Below are 24528 nucleotides of genomic sequence, written 5' to 3'. Positions count from 1 at the left end.
CCCTGTTCCCGCCAGCCGTCGCCGGTCCGGCCCCGCTCCCTACTGAGGGGACACCCCCTCGGCGGCCCGCACGGCATCCCGGTAGGTCCGAGCCGCGACCCTCAGGGCCGCCTCCGGGTCCACCCCGGCTGCCTCCGCGCGCACCGCCATCGCGAGGAGCTCGTAGCCGAGGCCGTCCCCCGTCGGCAGCGGTACCTCCAGGCCCGCCGTACGCACCCGGGACGCCAGCTTCGCGGCCAGTGCCAGGCCCGGCTGTCCGAGCGGGATCCCGTCCGTCACCGACTCGCGCTGCTTCTCCGTCGCCTTCGTGCGCAGCCAGTGCTCCTTTACTTCCTCGGGAGTCGTCGCCGTCTCGTCGCCGAAGACGTGCGGGTGGCGGTGGATGAGCTTGGTGACGATGCCGCCGGCCACGTCGTCGATGGAGAAGGGGGACTCCGGGTCCTCCTCGGCTATACGGGCGTGGAAGACGACCTGCAGCAGAACGTCGCCCAGCTCCTCGCGGAGTTCGTCGCGGTCGCCGTCCTCGATCGCCTCGACGAGTTCGTAGGCCTCCTCGATCCCGTACTTCGCCAGGCCCTTGTGGGTCTGCTGGGAGGACCACGGGCACTCGACACGGATGCGGTCCATGACCTGGACGAGGTCGAGGAGGCGGGCGCCGGGCAGGTCGTAGGAGGCGGGGAGCAGTTCCAGGTCCGGCATGCTGACCCGTCCGGAGCCCGCGAGGCGTGCCAGGCCGTCCGTCAGGGCCGGCTCGCCCTCGCCCGTCGCCACGACCACGACCGTACGGCCGCCGCCGCATGCGTCGATCAGCTGCTCGGCGGTCGGGGCGTTCTCGTCGACCGCTATGCCTGCCTCGCGCAGATACGGCAGCTGGGGGTGCGCGCCGTCCGCGCACAGCACACGGTCGGCCGCGTGCAGCGCCTGCCAGGCGGGCCAGGACAGCAGGCCGGGTGCGACACGGTGGCTGGTGGTGAGCAGGACGATGCGGCCGGGGGCGGCTTCGGGACTGGTTGCGTTCACGATCCGAACGTAACCCACGTCGCCGACGGCCCCCCGAGTTATCCACAGGCAAGGTGTCCACAGGCCGGGTGGGGCAGGACGGCGGCGGCCGGCCCCTGTCGCTACGCCGTCTGCTGCGTCCCCGTCGCCGTCACCTCGCGCACCCACGGCGTCTTCGCGTCCGTCCGGCCGCTCTTCTGGACGTCCCAGGTGCCGTAGCGCGGGTTCAGGTCGATGTCGAGCTTCTTGGACGCCTCGGCCAGGGCGTTCCAGAACGCAGGCTTGCCGGTGTCGGTGCCGAGGGAGGTGGCGAGTTTCTGGGCCTCGAGCTGGAGGCGGAGGTTCTCGTCGAGGCGCTGCGGCGGGACGCCGTACTGCTGGAGCCAGGCCGTCTCCAGCGCCTTGGCGCCGCCGACCTGCTTCTCCAGGCCGCCGCGCATTTCCTGGAGCTCCTTGCGGGTGACGGTCACGCCCGCGTCCTGGGCGGCCCGGTGCAGCACCTGGTCGAGAACCATGGTGTGCAGGACGTCCCGCGGGAGGGTGCCGGACTTGGCGATGACCTGCGCGTACTGGGCGTCGTCGGGGACGGCCTCACGCTGTGCGGCGCGTACCTCGCCGACCCGGTTCTCCAGCTGCGCGACGGTGATCCGCTGGCCCCCGACGACGGCCGCCGCACCCGGATGCGCGTCGCTTCCGCAGGCGGTCAGCAGGGGCGCCGCGGCCATCGCGGCGGAGAGAAGGAGCGCGGTACGACGGCGGCGGTGCAAGGAGACCTCCTGAGGGAGCTTGTGCGGCGGTGCACAAAGTCTTGCGGTGATCGATGGTAGGCAGTGGGCAAGCTCTGGCCAACCCATTCGACCAACGATTCGCCAGGACTTCGGGCACCGAAGCACCCCCGCCCGGCCCACCGGGCGCCGGGGGGGCGGCCGGGCAGGGCCTAGCCGCGCACCTGCCCCAGCCACTGCAGCGTCCGCCGTACGTCTGTCGCGAGGGGGTGGCCGGGGCCGTGCAGGCGTTCCACGTCGTGCAGCAGGCGGGCCAGGGTGTCGTGGGCGGCGGGGCGGTCGCCGAGGGCGAGCAGGAGGTGGCCGATGCGGCGGCGGACGTCGTGGGCGAGCTGAGGGTCGCCGGAGACGTACTGGTTCTCGTAGTAAGGCAGCAGCCGGCGGTACTCCGCGAGCGCGGCCGCCGGTTCGCCGAGCTGTTCCAGGCACTGGGCGGCGTCGTAGCGGAAGCGCAGGGACTGCGGGTCGGCCTGGCCGGCCTCGGCGGCGCGCTCGTCGGCGAGGCGGCGCAGTTCGGGCAGAGCGCGCCGGTACTGGCCATCGTCCATGAGCGTGGCCGCGTACTGCTTGCGCAGGGTGCGCACCACCGGGGAGTGCTCGCCGTGCTGTTCGGCGGCGGCGGGCAGGATCGAGCCGAGGATGTCGACGGCCTGGGTGATGCGGCCCTCGCCGAGGAGGCGCTTGACCTCGTCGACGGCGCGCGCGACGTCCGGCTTGTCGGCGGCGGGTGGTTCGGGTGTGGCCGGGGCGGGCTGGGGCGCGGGGGTGCGGGCGCGGTCCGGCCAGGGTGCGTGCGGGCGCAGGAAGGGGCGCGTGGGGTCGAGGGGCGAGCCTGTTGGTGTCCCGCGCGCGGGCAGGAGCGGCGCCAGGTCCTCGTACACCTCCTGCGCGGAGGCGGGGCGGTGCTGCGGGTCCTTGGTGAGCAGGCGCAGGACCAGGGCTTCGAGTGCCTCGGGGACCTCGGGACGGATACGGCGCACGGGCAGCGGCGGCTCGTACAGGTGCCGGTGCAGCACGCCGAGCGCGGTCGAGCCGGAGAACGGCACGTCGCCGCTGAGGAGTTCGTGCAGGACCACACCGAGCGCGTACAGGTCGGTGTACGGACCGACCGCGCCGCCCATCGCCTGCTCGGGGGCCATGTAGGCGGGCGAGCCGATGGGGGTGCCGGTGTGGGTGAGGCGGGTGGTGTCGGCGTCCATGACGGAGGCGACGCCGAGGTCGAGGACGGTGACCGTGCCGTCCTGCTTCACCATCACATTGCGCGGCTTGAGGTCGCGGTGGACGATCGGCACGGCGTGCACGGCGCTCAGTACGGCGCACAGTTGGGCGGCGACCGCCACGGCCCACTGCCAGGGGTAAGGGTCGTGCTCGGCGAGGTGGCCGGCGAGGTCGACGCCGTCGACGTACTGCATGACGAGGAACAGTTCCTCGCCCTCGCTGCCCGCGTCGTGGACGGTGACGAGCCCGGGGTGGTCGACCTGCGCGGTGACCCGGCACTCGCGCTCGAACCGGCGGCGCAGTTCGCCCGCCTCCTGCCCAGCCACCTTGTCGGGGCGCAGCAGTTTCACGGCAACGCGCCGGTCGAGCCGCTGGTCGTACGCCGTCCAGACCTGTCCCATACCGCCCTGACCGATGAGCGTGGACAGTTCATAGCGGTCGGCGACGACACGTCCTGTCGTCACGGTCACCTGTCGCCCTCGTGGTTGCCGTCCTGGCGGCCGTCGTGCTTGCGCAGGTAGTCACTGAGCTCGTCGAGCTCGGCGCGGACCTGGTCGATGCGCGCGGGCGCGGGGCGCTGCGGGGGCGGCGGGACGGGGGTCCGGGGCATCGGTGTCTGGGATGTCGGGCTCTGAGGGCCCGGTGCCTGGGGTATCGGCGTCCCGGGTATCGGCGCCGACTGCGACACCGTCGTGGCGGTGTACGGCGATCCGGCCTGCGGATAGCCGTAGGACTGGGCCGGGACGGAGGGCCGCTGGGTGTAGCCCGGGAAGCGGAGCTGGTGGAAGTGGCGTATGTCCGCGGAGAGGTAGTACGCGATCGCGGCAACGAGGCCGCCCAGGAGGAGCAGGAGGCCGGTCCAGCCGCCCGCGGTGTGGATCTCGTCGCCGGGCTCGGAGCCGATCATGTACAGGCTGAGGAATTCCACCACGATCGATGCCGCGAACAGGCCCCAGTCGAGGGGCTTGCGGGTCACGATGGCCAGCCGCAGCATCATCGTCCACGTCAGCAGGCCGAAGCTCAGCACCGAGACCACGACGAACAGCAGGCGCAGGAAGACCAGCCACCCGGTGGGCGGCGGCTGCTTCACCGGCTGCGTGTAGCCGTGGCCTTGCATGGCTGCTCCTGATGCCTGAAGTGGGCGTACGGTCGACCGGTCCTGCCCGGTGCCGGGCAACCTCGGTCGTGCGATTGTCGCTTCGAGCGTATAGGCCGACACCGACATACGGTCACCGGTTGTACCGAACCGTTGCCGAGCTGATCACTTCGTACGACGGCGGAGGTCGCGGAGGCCCCGCTTCCGGCTCACAGCGGGTGCCGCATCCATACGTTGGGCTCCACGTACACCGCGTGCCCCCGCTCCGGCTCGCAGCGCACCGGCACCAGCGCGCCCGGCACCTCGATGTCGCCCGCCGTGTCGAAGGGCAGCCCGGTCCAGCGGCGCCACTGCTCGAGGGAGCCGGCGACGGTCATGGAGGCCGGGGCGATCGAGTCGATGGTGGCGCCGGCGCGGGCATGGACGCGGAGCCACGGGTCGTGAGGCAGGCCGTCGGGGCGCCCGCGGTGGGCGTACTCCTCGATGGGGGTGTGCGGTTCGAGGTGCTTGGCGCTGGGGCGGACCGGGGCGACGACCTCGCTGAAGCCGTGGGCCCGGGCGTTGTCGCGCATCGCGGAGAGCATCCGCGCGGACAGGCCGCCGCCCTGGGCGTGCGGGGCGACGACGACGGAGATGGCGCTGACCGTGTCGGGGCGGACGCCGGCACGCAGGTCGGCGAAGGCCCACACGAGCACCTCGTCCCAGCCGCGGGCGGGCAGCCGGCCACGCCCCTCGGCGGCGAGAGCGAACGGGACGCTGAAGGCGTGGGCGACGACCTCGCCGCGCTCGTCCTCGGCGAACAGCGCGTACTGCGGGAGTTCGCGCGGGATCCGGCCGTAGTGGGCGTTGCCCACCGGGTCCTGGGTCGTGAACTGGTGCCAGGTGTCCGGCATTTCCATGACCCGATCGAGCATCTCGGGGCGTTCTGCGAGGCTCGATATCTTCAGCTCCATGCCGGTCACCGTAGGCGTGGGACGCCCGCACCTGGAAGCCGTTTCCGGGGGGCGGACCAGGGCGTCACCCGCCGCACTGGTTCAGCATCATCTCCTTGTCGGCGGTCGTCACCGGAAGTTCGTACTTCAGCGAGACCTGGGCGAAACGCACCGCGTACGAGCAGCGGATCCGCTTGTTCGGGGGCAGCCAGGACGCGGGGCCGGAGTCGCCCTTGGAGCTGTTGGTCGGGCCGTCGACCGGTATGAGGTTGAGGGGGTCGTTGGCGATGTCCTGGCGCTTGCCCTTCGGCCAACGGGCGGCGCCCATCTGCCAGTCGTACGACAGCGGCATGACGTGGTCGATCTGTACGGTCGTGGCGCGGGACTTGGCCCACTCGATCGTCCGCCCCGTGTACGGGTCGTCCAGGGTCATGGAGGCCACGACGCAGTCGGAGCCGGACCGGAACCGGACCTCCTCGCCGTCGCGCTTGAGCAGGTCGTTGCGAGTGTCGCAACCGTTGCGGGAGAACGGGATGCCGCCCGGGGCCGAGTCCATCCAGGCGTAGCCGAACTCGTCGCGGTCATAGCCCGTCTTCGGGCCGCGGCCCTTGGTCGCGACCTTCTCGATCAGGGCCCGTGCCTCGGCCCGGTCGGCGTCCGAGGTGAGGGGCGCGAGCCCCGCTTTCGTGCCGTCCGGGTTGTCCAGTGGGCTCACTGCCCGGCCGGTGCCCGCGGCCGGGGTGGAGCCGGAGGGCTCGTCGTCCACGGACAGATCGACGTTCTCGCACCCCGCCAGCATCAGCACCATGCCGAGCATCGCCGCGGCGCTCGCCGCCCCGCCCCTTCGACGCATCACGATGCGTCCCCTCCCCTGCCGCCCGTTGCCGCCCCGCACAGGCGGCTTTCCCCGGTACACCGTCGTGCACACGGTAGCGACCCGGCGCACGGCGGCATTCGAGAGGTCCAGACCACCAAGGCACCAGGCGGGCATACTTCGCAACCCGGGCGTATCGTCGGTGGAGAGTCACCTCGGGAAGGAGCTCTGCATGGGCATCTTCGACAAGTTCAAGAACCGTCACGCGCAGGACAAGACCAAGGACATGTCCGACACCGCGGAACGGAAGGCGAACGAGAAGACGGGCAACAAGTACGAGAGCCAGGTCGACGACGCGCAGCAACGGATGGAGCGCGGAATGGGCATGGATCGCGACCGGCCGCCCGAGCAGCCGTAGGGCCCAGGGCCCACGGAGCGGACCACCTTGAGAACAGGGCCGTCCGCGGAGAGCCAACTCCCCGCGGGCGGCTTCGCGATGCTCGGGGGGAGCGAGCCGATCGAGACGGGCCGATCGAGACGGGCCAACCAAGTCGAGCCGATCGAGTCGGGCCGACCGAGCCGAACCGGCTGAGCCCCTTCCGTCAGGGCCGGCCGTCAGACCTTCCCGATCCCCAGCGTCGTCTCCGTCGGCAGCAGCCCGGAGGACAGCACCGCCACCCAGAACTCGCCGAGCAGGGCAGCGAGGCGGTCGACCTCCTCCACCGTGAGCGACTGCCAGGGCGCGGCGGCGAGTTGATCGGTCCGCTCCTCGACGGTGCGACGCAGTTCGCGGCCGGCATCCGTGGCCGTACCGTCGGCGCCGACCAGACCTCGGGCGGTCAGGCGGTCACGGGCGGAGGCCCATTGCGCACGGCTCCAGCCACGGCTTTCGAAGCGCTCGACGGATGCGGCACCTATCGCGGCGAACGACACCAGCGACTCGACGGGATCGAGGCCGGCCACCAGCAGAGCGGCTATGTGGCCGTCGCCCCGGTGTTCGCGCAGGATCGTCGCCGCGTGCCAGAGCTGGAGGTGCGGAGCCTCAGGCCAGTCCAGAGCGGCGTTGGCCGCGGCGAGCGGGCGGCCCGCGGTGTTCGCCGCCTCGGCGGCACGGCGGGTGAGAGCCGCGGCCTCCGCCAGCTCGGGGCTGTCCGTACGGGCGCCGAACATCGCGCGGTAGGCCCGGTCGATCCCTCGCACCCTCGCCTGCAACAAGGCCTCAGGACTCGCGATCTTCCACGCGGGCTCGATGTTTTCGGCGACCATGCGCGGACTGAAGCTGTAGAAGGCGGACGCGACGCGCTCCGCGCCCACCGCTCCCAACGGCGCGGCCCGGTACGGGAAGTAGCTGGGCCAGCGATCCGTCACGTCGTAGCCGAGCGCGACCGCCTCCCCCAAGACCTCCGGCGCGTAGTACAGCACCGCGTGCAGCGGCTCCAGCAGATGCCAGAGCTGACGTACCCGAGTCGACTCCAGACCGCCCTCGTGCTTCACCATCACGCGCCCCCTCAGCACAAAGCCCGAACCCCGAAGCCGCGGACCATCGACCTCCGCGACCCACAACTTGACATTGACTAGATTGCCCACTCAACCAGAACTTGTCAATGCCTAGATCGCAGAAACTTGTCGCCGCCTAGATTCGGCGTACGCTGCCACCCATGACACCCGCGCAACAGCCGTCCCCCCGCCGCCCCTACCACCACGGCGACCTGCGTCGAGCCCTCCTCACCGCCGCGCTGGACGCCATCGCCGTCGACGGCCCGTCGGCTGTGAGTCTGCGCGATCTCGCACGCCGGGCCGGTGTCTCGCACGCGGCGCCCGCCCATCACTTCCGGGACCGCACGGGCCTGCTCACGGCGATCGCCGCCGAAGGATTCGGGCTGCTGGCGACCGCGCTCTTCGAGGCCGAGAACCTGAGGAACGCGGGTGTGCGCTACGTCCGCTTCGCGCGCGAGCACCCCGCGCACTTCCAGGTGATGTTCACGCCCGAGCTGCTCCGCGCCGACGACCTGGAGCTGACCACGGCCCGCGCCCTCGCCGGCGACGCCCTGCGCGGCGCCGTCTCCACCGTCGTCCCCGAGGACCGTGGCATCGACGCCCGCCTGGCCGGAGTTGCCGCCTGGTCCCTGGCCCACGGCTTCGCCACGCTGCTCCTCAGCCACAACCTGGACGGCCCGGTCGGCGACAAGGATCCGGAGGAGGTGTTCCGGACGCTGGCGGCGATGCTGTTCGAGAGCCTGCCCGTGAGCGAGTCCTGAGCCGACGCTTGACCTGAAGTCCACTTGAGGTCTCAGAGTGATCGGCATGACCACCGAAACAGCCGACACAGCTGAGACAGCCGACATGAAGGCCATCGCCGACGTCGTCGCCACCGTGGAGCGCACCCAGCGCGCCAAGGACGCCGAAGGCTTTCTCGCCCTCTTCCACCCCGACGCCCTGTGGACGACCGCCCACGGCAAGGTCCTCATCGGCTTCGACGCCATCGCCGAGTTCACCCGCGCCGTGCTGCCCGCCGCCACCTGGGACGGCGAGGTCACCTACGAGGTGGCGCACGCGCAGTTCCTGCGGCCCGACGTGGCGGCCGTCAAGGTCCGGCAGGTGTACCACTCACCGAGCGGCGACACCGAGGGCGCCCCGCTGTACGTCATGACCAAGCAGGACGACGGACGGTGGCTGCTGCACGCCTGCCAGAACACCGAGGTGCGGGTCGACTAGGACCCGCCCGCGCCGCCGACCGCCCGCTCACGCCCCGCCGACCGCCCGCTCACGCCCCGCCGACCGCCCGCTCACGCCCCTGCGATCGTCCGGCTCACGATCCCGGGGCCGCCCGGCTCACGATCCCGGGACGCCCCGCTCACGATCCCGGGACCGCCCTCAGGACCCCAGAATCGACGCCAGGAACTCTCCGACCCACCCCAGCAACTCCCGCCCGACCAACGGCTTTCCGCCCACCTTCGCCGTCTTCGGGCGCGGGACCAGCAGCTGGTGCGCCGCCGGCTTGATGACGGTGCCGGGGTACAGGCGCTTGACCCTGAGTTCCTGGGACTCGCGCAGTTCCACGGGGGCGAAGCGGATGTTGGTGCCCTGCAGGACGATCTCGCCGACGCCGCACGCGCGGGCCAGCATGCGCAGGCCTGCCACGAGGAGGAGGTTCTCGACGGGCTCGGGCAACTTGCCGTAGCGGTCGACGAGTTCCTCGCGTACGGACTTGACGTCCTCCTCCGTGTTGGCGGAGGCGATGGCGCGGTACGCCTGGAGGCGGAGGCGCTCGCCGGGTGCGTAGTCGTGCGGGACGTGGGCGTCGACGGGGAGCTCGATCTTGACCTCGAGCGGAGGCTCCTCCTCGACGCCGCCTTCCAGGGACGCCCGGTAGTCCGCGACGGCCTCGCCGACCATGCGGACGTACAGGTCGAAGCCGACGCCGGCGATGTGCCCGGACTGCTCGCCGCCGAGGAGGTTGCCCGCGCCTCGGATCTCCAGGTCCTTCATGGCGACGTACATGCCCGCGCCCATCTCCGTGTGCTGGGCGATGGTGGCGAGGCGCTCGTGGGCGGTCTCGGTCAGCGGCTTCTCCGGCGGGTACAGGAAGTACGCGTACCCGCGCTCGCGCCCACGCCCGACACGGCCGCGCAGCTGGTGCAGTTGGGACAGGCCGAAGTTGTCGCCGCGCTCCACGATCAGGGTGTTGGCGTTGGAGATGTCGATGCCGGACTCGACGATCGTCGTCGAGACGAGTACGTCGAACTTCTTCTCCCAGAAGTCGACGACGACCTGCTCCAGCGACTGCTCCGACATCTGGCCGTGTGCCGTCGCGATACGGGCCTCCGGAACGATCTCGCGCAGGCGTGCGGCTGCCCGGTCGATCGACTCGACCCGGTTGTGGATGTAGAAGACCTGGCCCTCGCGCAGCAGTTCACGGCGGATCGCGGCGCCGATCTGCTTCTCCTCGTACGGGCCGACGAAGGTCAGGACCGGGTGGCGTTCCTCGGGGGGTGTCGTGATCGTCGACATCTCCCGGATGCCCGTGACCGCCATCTCCAGGGTCCTCGGGATCGGGGTCGCGGACATCGTCAGGACGTCGACGTTCGCGCGCAGCTTCTTCAGCTGTTCCTTGTGCTCGACGCCGAAGCGCTGCTCCTCGTCGACGATGACCAGGCCCAGGTCCTTGAACTTGGTCTCCGACGAGAACAGCCGGTGCGTGCCGATCACGATGTCCACCGAGCCTTCGCGCAGGCCCTCCAGGACCGCCTTCGCCTCGGTGTCGGTCTGGAAGCGGGACAAAGCCCGGGTGTTGACCGGGAACTGCGAGTAGCGCTCGGAGAACGTCCCGAAGTGCTGCTGCACCAGCAGGGTCGTGGGGACCAGTACGGCCACCTGCTTGCCGTCCTGGACCGCCTTGAAGGCGGCGCGGACCGCGATCTCCGTCTTGCCGTAGCCGACGTCGCCGCAGATCAGGCGGTCCATCGGGACCGACTTCTCCATGTCCTCCTTGACCTCGGCGATGGTCGTCAGCTGGTCGGGCGTCTCGGCGTACGGGAAGGCGTCCTCAAGCTCGCGCTGCCAGGGGGTGTCCGAGCCGAAGGCGTGCCCGGGGGCCGCCATGCGCGCGCTGTAGAGCTTGATCAGGTCGGCCGCGATCTCCTTGACGGCCTTCTTGGCCCGTGCCTTGGTCTTCGTCCAGTCGGCGCCGCCCAGGCGGTGCAGGGTGGGGGCCTCGCCGCCGACGTACTTGGTGATCTGCTCCAGCTGGTCGGTGGGGATGTACAGCCGGTCGCCGGGCTGGCCGCGCTTGGCGGGGGCGTACTCCACGACGAGGTACTCGCGCGTGGCGCCCTGCACGGTCCGCTGCACCATCTCGATGTAGCGGCCGACGCCGTGCTGCTCGTGGACGATGTAGTCGCCCGCCTCCAGGGTGAGCGGGTCGATCGTCTTGCGGCGGCGGGCGGGCATGCGGGCGCCGTCCTTGCCGGCTGCCTTCTGCCCGGTCAGGTCGGTCTCGGTCAGGACGGCCAGCCGGAGCGCCGGGTCCACGAAGCCGTAGTCGATCGAGCCGCAGGCGACATGGACGACCGACGGGGAGATCTCCCCGAGGTCGGCCTCCAGGCGGGCCGCCACGCCCTCGCCGCCGAGCACCTCGACCGTGCGGGCCGCGGGGCCGTGCGCCTCGGTCACGAAGACCGTGCGCCAGCCGTCGGCGAGCCAGCCCTTGGTGTCGGCGAGGGCCTTCGCGGTGTCACCGCGGTAGGTCTCCGGGGCGTGCATGCCGAGCTTGAGGGTGTCGGCCTCCTGGACGAGATCCGCGGCGAACGGCGACACCGACCACCACATCATCTCCAGCTCGCGCGCCCGGTCGCGGACGTCCGCGATGGACCACAGGGAGGCCGCGCCGACGTCGATGGGCGCTTCGCCGCCGCCGGCCGTGGCGGCCCAGGACGCCTGGAGGAACTCCTGACTCGTCGCCACGAGGTCGGCGGCACGCGTGCGTACCCGCTCCGGGTCGCACACGACCGCCATGGCGCCCTTGGGCAGGACGTCGAGCAGCAGCTCCATGTCGTCGACGAGGACGGGGGCGAGGGACTCCATGCCCTCGACGGCGATGCCCTCGGCGATCTTGCCGAGCAGTTCGCCGAGCTCGGGGTGCTGTTCGGCGAGGGCACGCGCGCGGGCGCGCACGTCGTCGGTGAGGAGGAGCTCGCGGCAGGGCGGGGCCCACAGGCCGTGCTCGGCGACTTCGAGGGAGCGCTGGTCGGCGACCTTGAAGTAGCGGATCTCCTCAATGTCGTCGCCCCAGAACTCGACGCGCAGAGGGTGTTCCTCGGTGGGCGGGAAGACATCCAGGATGCCGCCTCGGACGGCGAACTCACCGCGCTTCTCGACGAGCTCCACGCGCGCGTAAGCGGCGGCCGCGAGGGCGTCCACGACCGCGTTCAGGTCAGCGGTCCGGCCGGTCCTCAGGGCCACCGGTTCCAGGTCGCCGAGGCCCTTGACCTGCGGCTGGAGGACGGATCGTACGGGCGCCACCACCACGGAGACCGGGCCCGTCTCGGGGTCGTCGGTGCTGGGGTGGGCGAGCCGGCGCAGGACCGCGAGGCGGCGTCCGACGGTGTCGCTGCGGGGGCTGAGGCGTTCGTGCGGGAGGGTCTCCCAGGACGGGTACTCCGCCACGCCCTCCGGGGGAAGGAGGGAGCGCAGGGCTGCCGCGAGGTCCTCGGCCTCCCGGCCCGTCGCCGTCACCGCGAGGACCGGGCGGTCGGTCTCGCGGGCGAGGGCGGCGATCGCGAACGGACGGGCCGCCGGGGGGCCGACCAGGTCGACGTGCATGCGGTTGCCGTCTGCGGCCGCCGTGATCGCTTCCGCGAGGGCGGTGTCCTTGACTACGGCGTCGAGCAGACCGTGCAGGCTCATGGAGGGGGGCTTTCCGTCCTGGGTGGGCAACACGAAGATCCCGACACGTGTTGCGGGCCGGGGGCTTCCAGCGTACGTCGCTGCGCGGGCGGGTGCCGGGGCTGTGGATAACGTCCGTTCTCTGGTCGTCGGCGTTGGCGTGACGTCGTGAAGGGGCTCCGCCCCTTCGACCCCGCCGGGGCTGCCGCCCCGGACCCCGCTTCGGCCCTGGACGGGCCTCGTCCTCAACCGCCGGACGGGCCGGCTTGTACGGACCGGCGCCTCACACGTCCGACCGGCCGGAGCGCGCAGGCCGGCGCCAGGAAGTGACCGACTCGCACGGGTGGACGAAAACCCGAACGTGCGTACCGCGTAAGGTCCCCCCATGCCCACCCCCGCCACCTCCCCGACCCGGGACACGTCCTCGGACCCCCACATACCGGCGCCCGCCCCGCGCGAGCCGGGGCGCGCGCAGCCCGATCCCGGGCGGCGTGATCCGTGGCTGCTGGCTGTCGCGCTGTTCGTCGGGTATGCGGTCGTCTCGGTCGGTCGTTATCGGCATCTTGGGCAGCGGTCGTGGGATCTGGGGATATTCGAGCAGGTCATCCGGTCGTACGCGCATCTTCAGGCCCCCGTCGCCGATCTGAAGGGGCCGGGGTTCAACATCCTGGGGGATCACTTCAGCCCGGTGACCGTGCTGCTGGCGCCGTTGTACCGGGTCTTCCCCTCGTCGGTGACGCTGCTCGTCGCGCAGGCGGCGCTGTTCGCGCTGTCCGCCGTGCCCGTCACCCGCGCCGCGGCCCGGCTGCTCGGACGGCGGCGGGGGCTCGCGATCGGTATCGCGTACGGGCTGTCGTGGGGGCTGCAGCAGGCAGTCGACTTCGACTTCCACGAGATCTGCTTCGCCGTCCCCCTCATCGCCTTCGGCCTTGAGGCGCTTCTCGGGCAGCGCTGGCGCGCCGCTCTGCTGTGGGCGGTCCCGCTCGTCCTCGTGAAGGAGGACCTGGGGTTCACCGTCACCGCCCTCGCCGTGGTCGTCGCCTGGCGGGCACGCCACCTCTCGCCGCGCGCGTTCCGGTATGCCCTCGGCGTCGCCGTGTTCGGCGTGGTGGCCGTCGCTCTCACGCTGCTCGTGGTCATACCGAGCTTCAACTCCGCCGGCACCTACGACTACTGGAACAAGGTGAGCGAGTCCGGTGGCGGCGGCCCCCTCGACGGTCTCGACACCAAGCTCCGCACGCTGTGCTGGCTGCTCATCCCCACCACCGGGCTGCTCGCGCTTCGGTCCCCGATCCTGCTCATCGCCCTGCCCACCATCGGCTGGCGTTTCGTCTCCTCCTACTCGCAGTACTGGGGCACCGACTGGCACTACAGCGCCGTCCTCATGCCCGTCGTCACCCTCGCGCTCGTCGACGCCCTCGACACCGCCCGGCACAGCACGCGCGCGTGGCTGCGGTCGTACGTCCTGCACCTGCCGGCCGCCGTCGCCGCGGCATCGGTCGCGCTGACGACCTCGCTGCCGCTGTCGGCGCTGACCGAGGGGGAGATCTATCGCAAGCCCGCGCGCGTGAGTGCCGTCGAGCGGCTTCTTGGCACGGTTCCGGACGGCGCCTCCGTCGAGGCGAACATCGCCCCGATCAGCCGGCTCACCTCACGCTGCCGCGTCTTCTGGGTCACCAACACGCAGGGCATCGACCCGGACTTCATCGCTCTCGACAACTCCCGCAAGCGCTACCGCGATGTCGAGGCCTACGCCCGCACCCTGCACCCCGACGCCCGGTACACGATCAAGGGCACCGCCTACGGAGTCGTACTCCTGGAACGCCGCACGGGATAGCGGCCGGCGCAGCAGGAAGTGCCGCCCCCGCATACGTCCGGGCCCGGTCCGAAGGTGTCGCCTTCGGACCGGGCCCGTCCCCCGCAACCCCCGTGTGCGGTGGCTATTCGGTCGCGATCGCGTTCAGTACGTTCATCCGGCCCGCCCGGAACGCCGGCACCAGGGCCGCGAACAGGCCCACGAAGGCCGAGCCGATGAAGACCCCGATGATCGTCGGCCACGGGATGTCGAGGACGTTCAGGCCCTCCAGGGCGAGCAGCCGCTGGGCCGTGGCGCCCCAGCCCATGCCGAGCCCGAGGCCCAACAGGGCGCCGAACAGGGCGATCACCACGGACTCCATGCGGATCATGCGGCGCAGCTGGCGGCGGGAGAGGCCGATGGCGCGCATCAGGCCGATCTCGCGGGTGCGTTCCACCACCGACAGGGCCAGAGTGTTCACCACGCCCAGGACCGCGACGATGATCGCCAGGGCGAGCAGGCCGTAGACCATGTTCAGGAGCTGGCCCATCTGGTCCTTCAGCTCCTCCTTGTAGTCGGTCTGGTCGCGGACCTGGTACTGCGGGTAGTCGTGCAGCGACTTCTTCAGGGCCGCGTACGCCGCTTCCTCCTGGCCCTCCTTCGCCTTGCCGAACATGATCTGGCTCTGCGGGATCCGGTCGGCGGGGAGGTACTTCTGCACGGTCTCCATGCTGATGTAGCGCGCGCCCTGGTCGAAGGCGGTGTCGTCCTTCGTGATCGCCGCGACCTTCAGCTTCGCCGTATCGCCGTCCTTGAAGGCGACCGTGATCGTGTCGCCGACCCGCACGCCGTGCTTCTTGGCGTAGTCGGAGCCGACCGACATGGCGTCCTTGCCGTACGCGGCGGACAGGGTGCCCTCCGTGGTCGCACGGCGCAGGTCCTCGGCGTACGTCGGGTCGGCGGCCGTGAGCCCGGAGTCGTCGGTCTTGCCGTCCGGCGAGGTCAGGGTGGCCTTGATCTCCTTGTTGCGGGTGACGTGGGCAAGGCCCGGCGTCTGCTGCATGGCCTTCTCGGCCTGCGCCACGATCAGCCCCTGTTGCGGCATGACGATGAAGTCCGCGCCCACCGACTTGTCCAGCTCGCTCGTCGCCGAGGCGACCATCGAGGAGCCGACCACCGACAGACAGGCGACCAGCGCGAGGCCGATCATCAGGGCGGCGCCCGTGGCACCGGTACGGCGCGGGTTGCGCAGGGCGTTGCGCTCGGCCAGGCGGCCGACGGGGCCGAAGGCGCGCAGCAGCACCGCGCTGATCACGCGGACCACGACGCCCGCGAGGAGCGGGCCGATGACCACGAAGCCGATCAGGGACAGCACCACGCCGCCGCCCAGCATCAGCGCGCCGTCGCTCGCCTTGTCCGCGGTGGCGGCCGTGTAGAGGGCGAGGACGCCCGCGCCCGTCAGGACCAGTCCGACCAGGCCGCGGATCCGGCCCGCCTTGCCGTCGGCCGGAGTGCCGGCGTCGCGCAGGGCGGCCATCGGGGAGACCTTGCCGGCACGGCGGGCCGGGAGGTAGGCGGCCAGCACCGTCACCACGACGCCGAGGATCAGACCGACCACAGGGGTCGTGACCTTGACCGTGAGGTCGTCGGTGGAGAGGTTCATGCCGGCCATCGACATGAGCTTCATCAGACCGACCGCGATGCCGACGCCGGCGCCGACGCCGAGGACGGAGCCGACGAAGCCCAGCAGCAGCGCCTCCACCAGGACGGACCGGTTGACCTGCCGGCGGGAGGAGCCGATCGCCCGCATCAGGCCGATCTCGCGGGTGCGCTGGGCGACCAGCATCGAGAAGGTGTTGATGATCAGGAAGATGCCGACGAGGAACGCGATCCCGGCGAAGCCGAGCATGGCGTACTTGATGACGTCCATGAACGCGCTGACGTCCTTGCGGTTCTCGTCAGCGGTCTCCTTGGCCGTCTGGATCTTGTACGCGCCGTCCAGGGACTGTGCGACGTTCTGCTTGAGCTGCGCGTCGCTCACGCCGTTCGCCGCGGTGACGGAGACCTGCGTGAAGCGGCCGGTGGCGCCGAGCAGGGTGCGCTGGGCGGTCTCGGTGTCGAAGTAGACGACGGCCGCGCCCGGGTTGGTGACCTTCCAGGAGGCGATGCCGACGATCCGCGCGCGGATGTCGCCCGTGGCGGCGATGGTGCGCAACTCGTCGCCCAGCTTGAGGTCGTGCTTGTCGGCGGTGTCCGCGTCGACCATGACGTCGGTGGGCCCGCGCGGGGCGTGCCCGGAGGTGATCTCCATGGACTTCTTGTCGTTCTCGGTCCAGTTGCCGGCGAAGGTTGGCGCGCCGGTGGAGGAACCCATGTTCTTGTTCTCGGAGTTGACGACGGTCACGCTCGTCGAGGCGACCGCGCCCTCCGCCTTCCTGACGCCGTCGACGGCCGTGACCTGCTCGACGGTGGAGGCGGGCAGCGAGACGGGCTTGCCGGTGCCGCCTCCGTTGTCCTCGTCCTCGGCGTCCTTGGGGCTGACGGTGACGTCGGAGGAGGTGACGGCGAAGAGCTTGTCGAAGGTGGTGTTCATCGTGTCGGTGAACACGAGCGTGCCGCACACGAAGGCGACCGACAGGAGCACCGCCACGGCCGAGAGGGCCATGCGCCCCTTGTGCGCGAAGAAGTTGCGCATCGAGGTCTTCAGGACGGTCATGACGTACGTCCCCGGGCGTCGAAGTCCTTCATACGGTCCAGGACGGCCTCGGCGGTCGGCTTGTACATCTCGTCGACGATGCGGCCGTCGGCGAGGTACAGCACCCGGTCCGCGTACGAGGCGGCGACGGGGTCGTGCGTGACCATCACGATGGTCTGCCCGAGTTCGGTGACGGACCGCCGCAGGAAGCCGAGGACTTCGGCGCCCGCGCGCGAGTCGAGGTTTCCGGTCGGCTCGTCACCGAAGATGATCTCCGGCCGTGCGGCGAGGGCACGGGCGACGGCGACACGCTGCTGCTGGCCGCCGGAGAGCTGGGTGGGCCGGTGCTTGAGCCGGTCGGAGAGGCCCACGGTGTCGACGACACGCCCCAGCCAGGCCCGGTCGGGCTTGCGGCCGGCGATGTCCATGGGCAGCGTGATGTTCTCGATGGCGTTGAGCGTCGGCAGCAGGTTGAACGCCTGGAAGATGAAGCCGATCCGGTCCCGGCGCAGCTGCGTGAGCTTCTTGTCCTTGAGCCCGGTGATCTCGGTCTCGTCGAGGAAGATCTGGCCGCTGGTGACGGTGTCGAGCCCGGCGAGGCAGTGCATCAGGGTGGACTTGCCGGACCCCGAGGGGCCCATGATCGCGGTGAACTGGCCACGTGCGATGTCCACGTCGACGTGGTCGAGAGCGACGACCCGGGTCTCCCCCGATCCGTACGCCTTGACGACCTGCCGCGCCCGCGCGGCAACGGCCGTACGCCCTCCAGTACCCCCGTGCCTGGGAATGGTCACAGCCGATGTCACGGTATGTCTCCTATGTCGGTCAGCAGGTGGATCAGTTGTTCTCAGCGGATGGATCGGGAAGACCGTTGCGACGGCCGGTCACTGCTACGACCGTCAGTCTCGTCGTGGGAGAGGGGCCGGCGCGCTGGTGCCCAGCCCCCTCTTGTGCGGGGGAAAACCCCACCCCCGCCGGTTCGGTGAGCCGCCCCCCAGCGGCGTAAAGCCAGGTTAAGGACGGACACCGGGGTGTCTCGTCCTCCGCCGGTACGAACCCTCCCCGACCCCTGGTACGGAGGTACCCCTAGGGGCACTCCACCCTTCGATGGAGAGCGTCTCGGGGTCGTCTCCTCCCTCGGACCCATCGAGCCTCCACCCTCCCGCCGCGTGAGGGTCAAGTGGGAAGCTGTTCGGCGGCAGATAGGTGCAAGGGGAAAGCAACAGGAGAGGACCCCGGTGGGCAGTACGAGACCCGCGATACGCGACACCGCACAGCGCACCGGAACCCACAAGCGGTCAGCCGTGGTCGCGGCCCTGATGCTCGCGATGGCGCTGGCGGCACTCGACGCCACCATCGTCTCCACCGCCGTACCGCAGATCGTCGGCGACCTCGGCGGCTTCTCTGTGTTCTCCTGGCTGTTCTCCGGCTATCTGCTGGCCGTGACGGTGACCCTCCCGGTCTACGGCAAGCTCTCCGACACCTTCGGCCGCAAGCCGGTGCTGATCGCGGGCGCGGCCCTGTTCCTGCTGGGGTCGCTGCTGTGCGCGGTGGCCTGGAACATGGGGGCGCTGATCGCGTTCCGGATCGTGCAGGGGCTGGGCGGCGGGGCCCTTCAGGGGACGGTGCAGACGCTGGCCGCCGACCTGTACCCGCTCAAGGAACGCCCGAAGATCCAGTCCAGGCTGTCGACGGTGTGGGCGGTCTCGGCAGTGGCCGGTCCCGGGGTGGGCGGAGTCCTGGCGGCGTACGCGAACTGGCGCTGGATCTTCCTGATCAACCTGCCCGTCGGGGCGGTCGCGTTGTGGCTGATCGTGCGCTGTCTGCACGAGCCGCAGCGCACCAAGGACGCGGGTGCGCGGACGACGGCCACGCGCGCGCGTGTCGACTGGGCGGGCGCGCTGGCGGTGTTCGCGTGCGGGGGCGCGCTGCTCACGGCGCTGGTGCAGGGCGGGGTGGCGTGGCCGTGGCTGTCGGTGCCGTCGATCGCCTTGTTCGCCACGGGACTTGCGCTCGCGGTGGTCGTGGTGATCGTGGAGCGCCGGGCGGCCGACCCGATCATCCCCGGGTGGGTGTGGCGGCGCCGGACGATCGCGGCGGTGAATCTGGCGCTGGGCGCGCTGGGGCTGCTGATGGTGGCGCCGACGGTGTTCCTGCCGACGTACGCCCAGTCGGTGCTCGGTCTGGCCCCGGTGGCGGCCGGATTCGTGCTGTCCGTGTGGACGTTGAGCTGGCCGGTGTCGGCGGCGTTCAGCCAGCACGTGTACCGCAGGATCGGCTTCCGCAACACGGCGATGCTGGGGATCGGGACGGCGTCGCTGATCCTGCTGGCGTTTCCGTTCCTGCCGTATCCCGGGCAGGCGTGGCAGCCGACGCTGCTGATGCTGTTGCTGGGTGCGGCACTTGGGTTGTTCCAACTGCCGCTGATCGTGGGCGTGCAGTCGACGGTGGGCTGGTCGGAGCGGGGCACGACGACGGCGTCGGTGCTGTTCTGCCGCCAGACGGGGCAGACGCTGGGCGCGGCGCTCTTCGGCGCGGTCGCCAACGGGGTGCTGGCGTCACGGCTCGGCGGGGCGAGCGACCTGGACTCGGTGACGCGGGCCCTGGATTCCGGCAGCGCTGCACCGGAGGCGACCAGGCGGGCCATCGCCGACGCGGTGCACGCCGTGTATCTGGGGGCGTCCGCTGCGGCGGCGCTGGCCTTCCTGATGCTGTTGCTCCTGGCACCGAGGCGGTTCCCGGTGCTGAAGGAGGACGACTCACGGACGACGGACGGTGACCTCGGGGTGGGCCGCTGACGGCCCGTCGAGGACGGGCTGCGGGACGCCCTTCAGGTGCTGGTCGAAGAACGCGGCGACGTATGTGCGCGTGAGGGCCAGCGAACGCCCGTAGGGCAGCGGCGCGGTGTCCGGGATGCCGACGAGTTCCCCGAGCAGGGGTGCGTCGGTGAAGGAGCCGTGGTCGGTTCCGGCGAAGGTCAGCCAGCGCTTCCAGCCGTCGAGGTCGGCCCAGGTCCGGTCCCACGTCTTGTCCTGCGGCGGCCTGTTCTCGGCCCCGATCATCAGGAAGGGCCTGCCGTCGAGCCCGTCTGCGGGTACCGGGGCGAAGAAGGTGCCGTCCATGTTCACGCCGGCCCGCACGCGTGCGTCGGCGGCCATCGTCGCGGCGGCGGCGTTGCCACCGATGGAGTGCCCGGCCATGCCGATCCGCTTCGCGTCGATCACGCGCGCGTACCGCCACGCAGGGTGCCGCCCGGTCAGCCGGTCGAGCACGAAGGAGACGTCCTCGGCACGGCTCTTCGCAACGGTCGAACCGCCGATCGAGGGGAACTCGTCGCAGATGGCGCAGGGCAGCGTCTGCCCGTCGGGAAGGCTCGTACCGGCGTTCTCGTACGGGTGGTCGACCAGCGCGACGACGTAACCGCGGCTTGCGAGGTCCTCGGCGAGACCGGTCAGGGTCGCGCGCGGCAACGTGAACCCGGGCGAGAGCACGACGAGCGGGAACCTGCCGTGCGCCGGGCGGGCCTCGGTGCGCGCCCAGGTGCGTACGCCGCTGATCGTCTCCGGCGGAACCGTGGCGTCCGGGATCCTCAGCTCCAGCAGCAGACGGGCCTCTTCGGCGGTCATGTAGGGAGCCGTCGGTCCGCCCGTGCCGGGGCGGGCGGGGTAGTACATGGACACCATCAGCTGACGGGCGCCGGCGGACGGCACCCAGGGGTCCGGTCGGTCGTGGTCGACGAGGTGGAGGGTGTCGCGGCCGACGGCGTGCGGGCCAGTGGGACGCGGGAGCCGGGCCGACGCGGCGGGGGTGGTGGAGGCCGCGGAGTCGGTGAGGGCAGAGGCAGCGGAGGCGGGCGCGGCGGAGGCGGGCCCCGCGGCGACCGCGGGCAGGGCCAGGGCGGGCCCGAGCGCGAGGACGGCGAACGCGGCGACCGCTAAGAAGCGTGATCGGTTCATGCAGAGGACGGTAGGCCGCGGGCCCTGACCGGGCATCGACCCGAAGTCCCCTCCTCCGGACGCCCGGTGGTACCGCGGGCGGACACATACCCTGGCCGTCATGCTGACCCTGGAACGCCTGCGAGCCGACCACGCGCCCGCCCTTCTCGCCTTCGAGGCGGAGAACCGGGAGTACTTCGCGCGTACGATCCCGGACCGCGGCGACGCGTACTTCGAAGCCGCCGGGTTCGCCGCCAGGCACCAGGCCCTGCTGGCCGAGCAGGACGCCGGGATCTGCCACTTCCATCTCGTGCTGGACGCCGAGGGACGCATCGTGGGGCGGGTCAACCTGGTCGACGTCGAGGACGGTTGCGCCGAACTCGGCTACCGCGTCGGCGAACGGGCGGCCGGCAAGGGGGTCGCCACGGCGGCGGTGGCGCAGCTGTGCCGGATGGCCGCGACGACGTACGGACTGACGTCCCTGGTCGCCAGGACCACCCTGGACAACCTCGCTTCCCGGACCGTCCTGGAGAGGAATGACTTCACCGCCGTGGAGGACGTCACCATCGACGGCCGGCCCGGGATCCGCTACCGGCTCTCACCTGACGTCATGGTTCACCTGAAGTAGCGCCGTCGTTGCCTGCTGTAGCCCACAGTCACTCAAAAGTCAGAGTTAACGGGGGTAACACTCCAGGTCAGACACGGTTCGGTGAAGGAAGTGCATACCGACCACTCAGTTTGACGAAACCCTCGCGCTCAATAGGTACTCCGAAGTAACGTGCGTGGCTCGCCCGCCCCCCACACTCCCTGCGGTCCGCCGCACCGGACCCGAGTCACGCAAGGAGCACCGGGATGTCCTCCCCGTACGACCCATACGCCGGGTACCCCTGGCAAACCCCCGACCCGCCGCAACCACCCCCACCCCCACAGCACCGAACCCCCGATCACCCACCGCTCGGGCACCACCGTGACCTGCGGGTCCTGCGCACCGCGTACCGCTGGCAGCGGCGCGTGGCGACGCTCACCGCGCTCGGCTACTTCACGCTCTTCCTGATCCTGTCCGCCTTCGCGCCCGGGTTCATGTCGGACACGGTCACCGACGGCCTGCCCGCAGGCCTGCTGCTCGCACTGCTCCAACTGCCGGTCACCTGGCTGGCGATATGGCTGTACGAGCACACCGCCCGCCGGTACGTCGACCCGCTCGCGGACCGCATCCGCAAGGAGGCAGCGGTGGACGCCAAGCGGGAGTCGGGCAAGCGGGAGACGGACAGGCGGGGCACGGGGCAGAGGGAGACGTGGCGATGACGGAATTCAGCGATAACGCGCAGGCGATGTCGCTGGTCGCCTTCTGCGCGGTGGCCACCGTCACGCTGCTGCTGTGCGTGATGACGGGCCCGGACCGGGACGACCTCGACGAGTTCTACACGGGCTACAGCTCCCTGTCCCCGATGCGCAACGGCCTGGCGATCGGCGGCGACTACATCAGCGCGGCCACCGTGCTCGGGACCACCGGTGTGGTCGCGCTGTGCGGTTACGACGGGATCGTGCTGGCCCTGAGCACCGCCCTGTCGCTGATGCTGCTGATGTTCCTGCTGGCCGAACCCCTGCGCAACGCAGGCCGGTTCACCATGGGCGACGCGCTCGCGCGCCGGATGCCGGGGCGGGGCGTACGGATCGCGGCCTGCGCGGTGACGCTGGCCGCGCTGGTGCCGCTGATGCTCGTGCAGCTGGCCGGGACCGGGCAGCTGCTGGCGTTCATCCTCGGATTCTCGAGCGACACCCTGAAGACCGGGTGCATCGTCGGCCTGGGCGTGCTGATGATCAGCTACGCGGCGATCGGCGGGATGAAGGGCACCGCGCTCATCCAGATCCTGAAGCTGGTGATGCTGCTCGGATCGGGCGCCGTGGTCGCCGTCATGGTGCTGGACCGGTTCGACTGGGATCCGGGCGCGCTGTTCAACGCGGCGGCGGACGGCAGCGGGGTCGGCCCGGCGTTCCTGCAGTCGGGTCTGCAGTTCGCGGGCGGCCCGCATCCCCGGCTCGACATGATCAGCTCCCAGCTCGCGGTCGTCCTCGGCGGTGGGGTCCTGCCGCACATCACCATGCGCATGTACACGGCGTCGGGCGCCCGTCAGGTGCGCCGCTCCATGTCGTGGGCGGTGTCGAGCGTGGCGCTGTTCGTGCTGGTGATCACGGTGGTCGGCTTCGGCGCGACGGCACTGATCGGACGTGAGGTGATCGCCGGGGCGGACCCGCAGGGCAACACGGCGTTTCTGCTGGGCTCCAGGGCCGCGTTCGGCGCCGAGGTCTCCACCGCGGAGACCCTGCTGTTCACGGCGGTCACCACGGCCATCTTCCTGACCGTGCTCGCCTCGGTCGCCGGCATGATCCTCGCCTGCGCCAACTCCCTCGCCCACGACGTGTTCGCCACTCGGCTGCGGGAGCTGTCCGGGCGCCGCGAGATGATGGTGGCCCGGCTGGCGGCGCTGGCGGTGGGCGTCCCGGCGATCGTGCTGGCGACGATGGTCCAGCACCGCAGCCTTCAGCCGCTGGTGACGCTGTCCTTCACGCTGGGCGCCTCGGCGATCGCCCCTGCCCTGGTCTACAGCCTCTTCTGGCGCCGGTACACACGGACCGGTCTGCTGTGGACGCTGATCGGCGGCTCGCTGGTCGTGCTGGTGATGATGCCGGGGACCAATCTGGTCTCCGGATCGCCGGTCTCGGCCTTCCCCGAAGCCGACTTCAACTGGTTCCCGTTCACCACACCCGGGCTCGTGTCGATTCCGGCCGGGTTCCTCCTCGGCTGGCTGGGGACGGTCGTGTCGGGGCGGAACAAGTCGGAGGAACAGCGACGGCAGTACGAGGCCGTCGAGGGGTGGATTCTGGCGGGGGCGGTACGCAGGGGGAACTGAGCCTGCCGCACGGAGCCGAGGTCGGGGTCGGGGTCCGCTCCGGATCCCGACCCCGCTTCACTCCAGGGCCGCCTGCCGCTCCAGCGTCGACAGGCTGTTGCGCATCTGGTCCATCTGCATCCGCACCTCGTCCCACGTCTCCCCGTGCTCGCGCAGCACCTGCTCCGTGTCCCGGGCGATCTCCTCCGCCCGCTGCCGGGCCTGCTCGACCACCTCCTCCGCACGCGCCCGCGCCTCCTCCTGGAGGGTCTTCGCCGACGTCTCCGCGTCCGCGAGCTCCTGCTGAGCCTCGGCCAACGCGGCCTCGGCCCGCGCCACCCCCTCCTCCTCCGCCGCCGCCACCGCGGCCAGCCCCTTCTCGGTCTCCCGCTCGAACTCCGCCTCCCGTTCGGCGTGCTCCTTGGCCTGCTGGGCGAGCAACACCTTGGTGCGCTGGCGGGCCTCGCGCATCGGGCCGAGCACCTCCCCGCGCTCCTCCTTCACCTCACGCCGGGCAGCGATACGGATCTCGCCCGCCTCACCGCGCGCGGTGAGCAACCGCTGACGGGCCCACTCCTCGGCCTCGGCGCTCACGGCATCGGCGTGCGCCTGCGCGGCGTCACGCACCTCGTCCGCGTACGTCTGAGCCTCCTCCATCAGCCGCTTCGCCTCCTTGCGCGCCCCCTCCCGCACGGCCGTGGCCTCCTCCTGCACCATCTCGAACAGCCGCCACGCCCGGTGCCCGAGCTCCTCGTACGTCTGCGGGTCGAGCTCCTCCACCACCCCGCGCAGCCGCTCCGCCTCCGCATCCATCTCCCTGGCGAGCACGGTGAGCCGGGCAGCCCGCTCCCAGGCGGCGTCACGGTCGCGAAACAGGTCGTCGATGTAGGCGTCGACCTGTTCGGGACGGTAGCCACGCCCTCGTACGACCACGAAGTCGTAGAGCGGGACCGGTGCGCTGCTCATCCTTGAACCCCTCTCCGC

Annotated in this window: 20 protein-coding genes; 8 read left to right on the top strand and 12 right to left on the bottom strand. The window is 71.0% G+C overall.

The window, feature by feature from the left end:
* Positions 1 to 39 precede the first annotated feature (39 nt).
* The 6 genes from OHT51_RS25005 to OHT51_RS24980 form a co-directional block, all read right to left on the bottom strand.
* A complete protein-coding gene (locus OHT51_RS25005) occupies positions 40 to 1020 on the bottom strand; it encodes a nucleoside triphosphate pyrophosphohydrolase (protein WP_328881160.1) in 981 nt (326 codons plus the stop codon).
* A 101-nt stretch (positions 1021 to 1121) separates the two neighbouring features.
* Positions 1122 to 1766, bottom strand: coding sequence for a SurA N-terminal domain-containing protein (locus OHT51_RS25000; protein ID WP_328881159.1), 645 nt, complete (start codon positions 1764 to 1766; stop codon positions 1122 to 1124).
* Positions 1767 to 1936: 170 nt separating this feature from the next.
* Positions 1937 to 3430, bottom strand: a complete 1494-nt coding sequence (locus tag OHT51_RS24995) for a serine/threonine-protein kinase (protein WP_328884420.1) — start codon at positions 3428 to 3430, stop codon at positions 1937 to 1939.
* Between the two features lie 38 nt (positions 3431 to 3468).
* Complete coding sequence (locus tag OHT51_RS24990; RefSeq protein WP_328881158.1) at positions 3469 to 4119, bottom strand: hypothetical protein; 651 nt, start codon at positions 4117 to 4119, stop codon at positions 3469 to 3471.
* 188 nt (positions 4120 to 4307) lie between these two features.
* Complete coding sequence (locus tag OHT51_RS24985; protein ID WP_328881157.1) at positions 4308 to 5051, bottom strand: N-acetyltransferase; 744 nt, start codon at positions 5049 to 5051, stop codon at positions 4308 to 4310.
* Between the two features lie 64 nt (positions 5052 to 5115).
* Positions 5116 to 5883: an HNH endonuclease family protein gene (locus OHT51_RS24980; RefSeq protein ID WP_328884419.1), complete on the bottom strand. Its 768-nt coding sequence runs from the start codon at positions 5881 to 5883 to the stop codon at positions 5116 to 5118.
* A gap of 193 nt (positions 5884 to 6076) precedes the next feature.
* Here OHT51_RS24980 and OHT51_RS24975 point away from each other — a divergent pair, with 193 nt between their 5' ends.
* Positions 6077 to 6262 carry an Rv0909 family putative TA system antitoxin gene (locus OHT51_RS24975; protein WP_328881156.1) on the top strand — a complete coding sequence of 62 codons (186 nt, stop codon included), beginning with the start codon at positions 6077 to 6079 and terminating at the stop codon, positions 6260 to 6262.
* A gap of 197 nt (positions 6263 to 6459) precedes the next feature.
* Here the strand turns inward: OHT51_RS24975 and OHT51_RS24970 are convergent, their stop codons facing one another.
* On the bottom strand, positions 6460 to 7341 hold the full coding sequence (locus tag OHT51_RS24970) for an SCO6745 family protein (protein ID WP_328881155.1): 882 nt from the start codon (positions 7339 to 7341) through the stop codon (positions 6460 to 6462).
* 161 nt (positions 7342 to 7502) lie between these two features.
* On the opposite strand from OHT51_RS24970, the gene OHT51_RS24965 reads away from it, so the two are divergent.
* Together OHT51_RS24965 and OHT51_RS24960 are read left to right on the top strand one after the other, a co-directional pair.
* A complete protein-coding gene (locus OHT51_RS24965) occupies positions 7503 to 8102 on the top strand; it encodes a TetR/AcrR family transcriptional regulator (protein WP_328881154.1) in 600 nt (199 codons plus the stop codon).
* Positions 8103 to 8148: 46 nt separating this feature from the next.
* Positions 8149 to 8559 (top strand): SgcJ/EcaC family oxidoreductase, encoded by a 411-nt coding sequence (locus OHT51_RS24960; protein WP_328881153.1) that lies wholly within the window; start codon positions 8149 to 8151, stop codon positions 8557 to 8559.
* A gap of 159 nt (positions 8560 to 8718) precedes the next feature.
* Here OHT51_RS24960 and mfd read toward each other — a convergent pair whose 3' ends face one another.
* Positions 8719 to 12249, bottom strand: coding sequence for a transcription-repair coupling factor (mfd, locus tag OHT51_RS24955; RefSeq protein WP_328881152.1), 3531 nt, complete (start codon positions 12247 to 12249; stop codon positions 8719 to 8721).
* A gap of 364 nt (positions 12250 to 12613) precedes the next feature.
* Here mfd and OHT51_RS24950 point away from each other — a divergent pair, with 364 nt between their 5' ends.
* Positions 12614 to 14065, top strand: a complete 1452-nt coding sequence (locus tag OHT51_RS24950) for a DUF2079 domain-containing protein (RefSeq protein WP_328881151.1) — start codon at positions 12614 to 12616, stop codon at positions 14063 to 14065.
* 103 nt (positions 14066 to 14168) lie between these two features.
* Here OHT51_RS24950 and OHT51_RS24945 read toward each other — a convergent pair whose 3' ends face one another.
* Entirely contained in the window at positions 14169 to 16739 is a 2571-nt protein-coding gene (locus OHT51_RS24945) for an ABC transporter permease (protein WP_328881150.1), read from the bottom strand.
* Complete coding sequence (locus tag OHT51_RS24940; protein WP_328881149.1) at positions 16736 to 17524, bottom strand: ABC transporter ATP-binding protein; 789 nt, start codon at positions 17522 to 17524, stop codon at positions 16736 to 16738. Before OHT51_RS24940 ends, OHT51_RS24945 begins: the two co-directional genes overlap by 4 nt.
* A 432-nt stretch (positions 17525 to 17956) precedes the next feature.
* On the opposite strand from OHT51_RS24940, the gene OHT51_RS24935 reads away from it, so the two are divergent.
* Positions 17957 to 19516 (top strand): MFS transporter, encoded by a 1560-nt coding sequence (locus OHT51_RS24935; protein ID WP_328881148.1) that lies wholly within the window; start codon positions 17957 to 17959, stop codon positions 19514 to 19516.
* Here OHT51_RS24935 and OHT51_RS24930 read toward each other — a convergent pair.
* Positions 19478 to 20674, bottom strand: a complete 1197-nt coding sequence (locus OHT51_RS24930; RefSeq protein WP_328881147.1) for an alpha/beta hydrolase family protein — start codon at positions 20672 to 20674, stop codon at positions 19478 to 19480. The genes OHT51_RS24935 and OHT51_RS24930 overlap by 39 nt on opposite strands.
* 100 nt (positions 20675 to 20774) lie before the next feature.
* On the opposite strand from OHT51_RS24930, the gene OHT51_RS24925 reads away from it, so the two are divergent.
* The 3 genes from OHT51_RS24925 to OHT51_RS24915 all read left to right on the top strand — a co-directional run bounded on the left by OHT51_RS24925 (position 20775) and on the right by OHT51_RS24915 (position 23565).
* Positions 20775 to 21281, top strand: coding sequence for a GNAT family N-acetyltransferase (locus OHT51_RS24925; RefSeq protein WP_328881146.1), 507 nt, complete (start codon positions 20775 to 20777; stop codon positions 21279 to 21281).
* 224 nt (positions 21282 to 21505) lie between these two features.
* Positions 21506 to 21958: a DUF485 domain-containing protein gene (locus OHT51_RS24920; protein WP_328881145.1), complete on the top strand. Its 453-nt coding sequence runs from the start codon at positions 21506 to 21508 to the stop codon at positions 21956 to 21958.
* The gene (locus OHT51_RS24915; protein ID WP_328881144.1) at positions 21955 to 23565 is read left to right on the top strand and encodes a sodium/solute symporter; all 1611 of its coding nucleotides are present in this window, start codon (positions 21955 to 21957) and stop codon (positions 23563 to 23565) included. Before OHT51_RS24920 ends, OHT51_RS24915 begins: the two co-directional genes overlap by 4 nt.
* 57 nt (positions 23566 to 23622) lie before the next feature.
* On the opposite strand, the gene OHT51_RS24910 is transcribed toward OHT51_RS24915, so the two are convergent.
* A complete protein-coding gene (locus tag OHT51_RS24910) occupies positions 23623 to 24510 on the bottom strand; it encodes a cellulose-binding protein (RefSeq protein WP_328881143.1) in 888 nt (295 codons plus the stop codon).
* Between the last annotated feature and the right edge of the window lie 18 nt (positions 24511 to 24528).

Source organism: Streptomyces sp. NBC_00299, from assembly GCF_036173045.1.
Taxonomy (GTDB): Bacteria; Actinomycetota; Actinomycetes; order Streptomycetales; family Streptomycetaceae; genus Streptomyces; species Streptomyces machairae.
The sequence above is the reverse complement of the archived record's forward strand: the minus strand, read 5'-3'. Positions and strand labels throughout refer to the sequence as shown.

Coding starts and splice junctions, on each gene's coding strand:
- OHT51_RS24990 (WP_328881158.1), bottom strand. CDS start 4,119: ATGCAAGGCCACGGCTACACGCAGCCGGTGAAGCAGCCGCCGCCCACC.
- OHT51_RS24985 (WP_328881157.1), bottom strand. CDS start 5,051: ATGGAGCTGAAGATATCGAGCCTCGCAGAACGCCCCGAGATGCTCGAT.
- OHT51_RS24980 (WP_328884419.1), bottom strand. CDS start 5,883: ATGCGTCGAAGGGGCGGGGCGGCGAGCGCCGCGGCGATGCTCGGCATG.
- OHT51_RS24975 (WP_328881156.1), top strand. CDS start 6,077: ATGGGCATCTTCGACAAGTTCAAGAACCGTCACGCGCAGGACAAGACC.
- OHT51_RS24970 (WP_328881155.1), bottom strand. CDS start 7,341: ATGGTGAAGCACGAGGGCGGTCTGGAGTCGACTCGGGTACGTCAGCTC.
- OHT51_RS24965 (WP_328881154.1), top strand. CDS start 7,503: ATGACACCCGCGCAACAGCCGTCCCCCCGCCGCCCCTACCACCACGGC.
- OHT51_RS24960 (WP_328881153.1), top strand. CDS start 8,149: ATGACCACCGAAACAGCCGACACAGCTGAGACAGCCGACATGAAGGCC.
- mfd (WP_328881152.1), bottom strand. CDS start 12,249: ATGAGCCTGCACGGTCTGCTCGACGCCGTAGTCAAGGACACCGCCCTC.
- OHT51_RS24950 (WP_328881151.1), top strand. CDS start 12,614: ATGCCCACCCCCGCCACCTCCCCGACCCGGGACACGTCCTCGGACCCC.
- OHT51_RS24945 (WP_328881150.1), bottom strand. CDS start 16,739: ATGACCGTCCTGAAGACCTCGATGCGCAACTTCTTCGCGCACAAGGGG.
- OHT51_RS24930 (WP_328881147.1), bottom strand. CDS start 20,674: ATGAACCGATCACGCTTCTTAGCGGTCGCCGCGTTCGCCGTCCTCGCG.
- OHT51_RS24925 (WP_328881146.1), top strand. CDS start 20,775: ATGCTGACCCTGGAACGCCTGCGAGCCGACCACGCGCCCGCCCTTCTC.
- OHT51_RS24920 (WP_328881145.1), top strand. CDS start 21,506: ATGTCCTCCCCGTACGACCCATACGCCGGGTACCCCTGGCAAACCCCC.
- OHT51_RS24915 (WP_328881144.1), top strand. CDS start 21,955: ATGACGGAATTCAGCGATAACGCGCAGGCGATGTCGCTGGTCGCCTTC.
- OHT51_RS24910 (WP_328881143.1), bottom strand. CDS start 24,510: ATGAGCAGCGCACCGGTCCCGCTCTACGACTTCGTGGTCGTACGAGGG.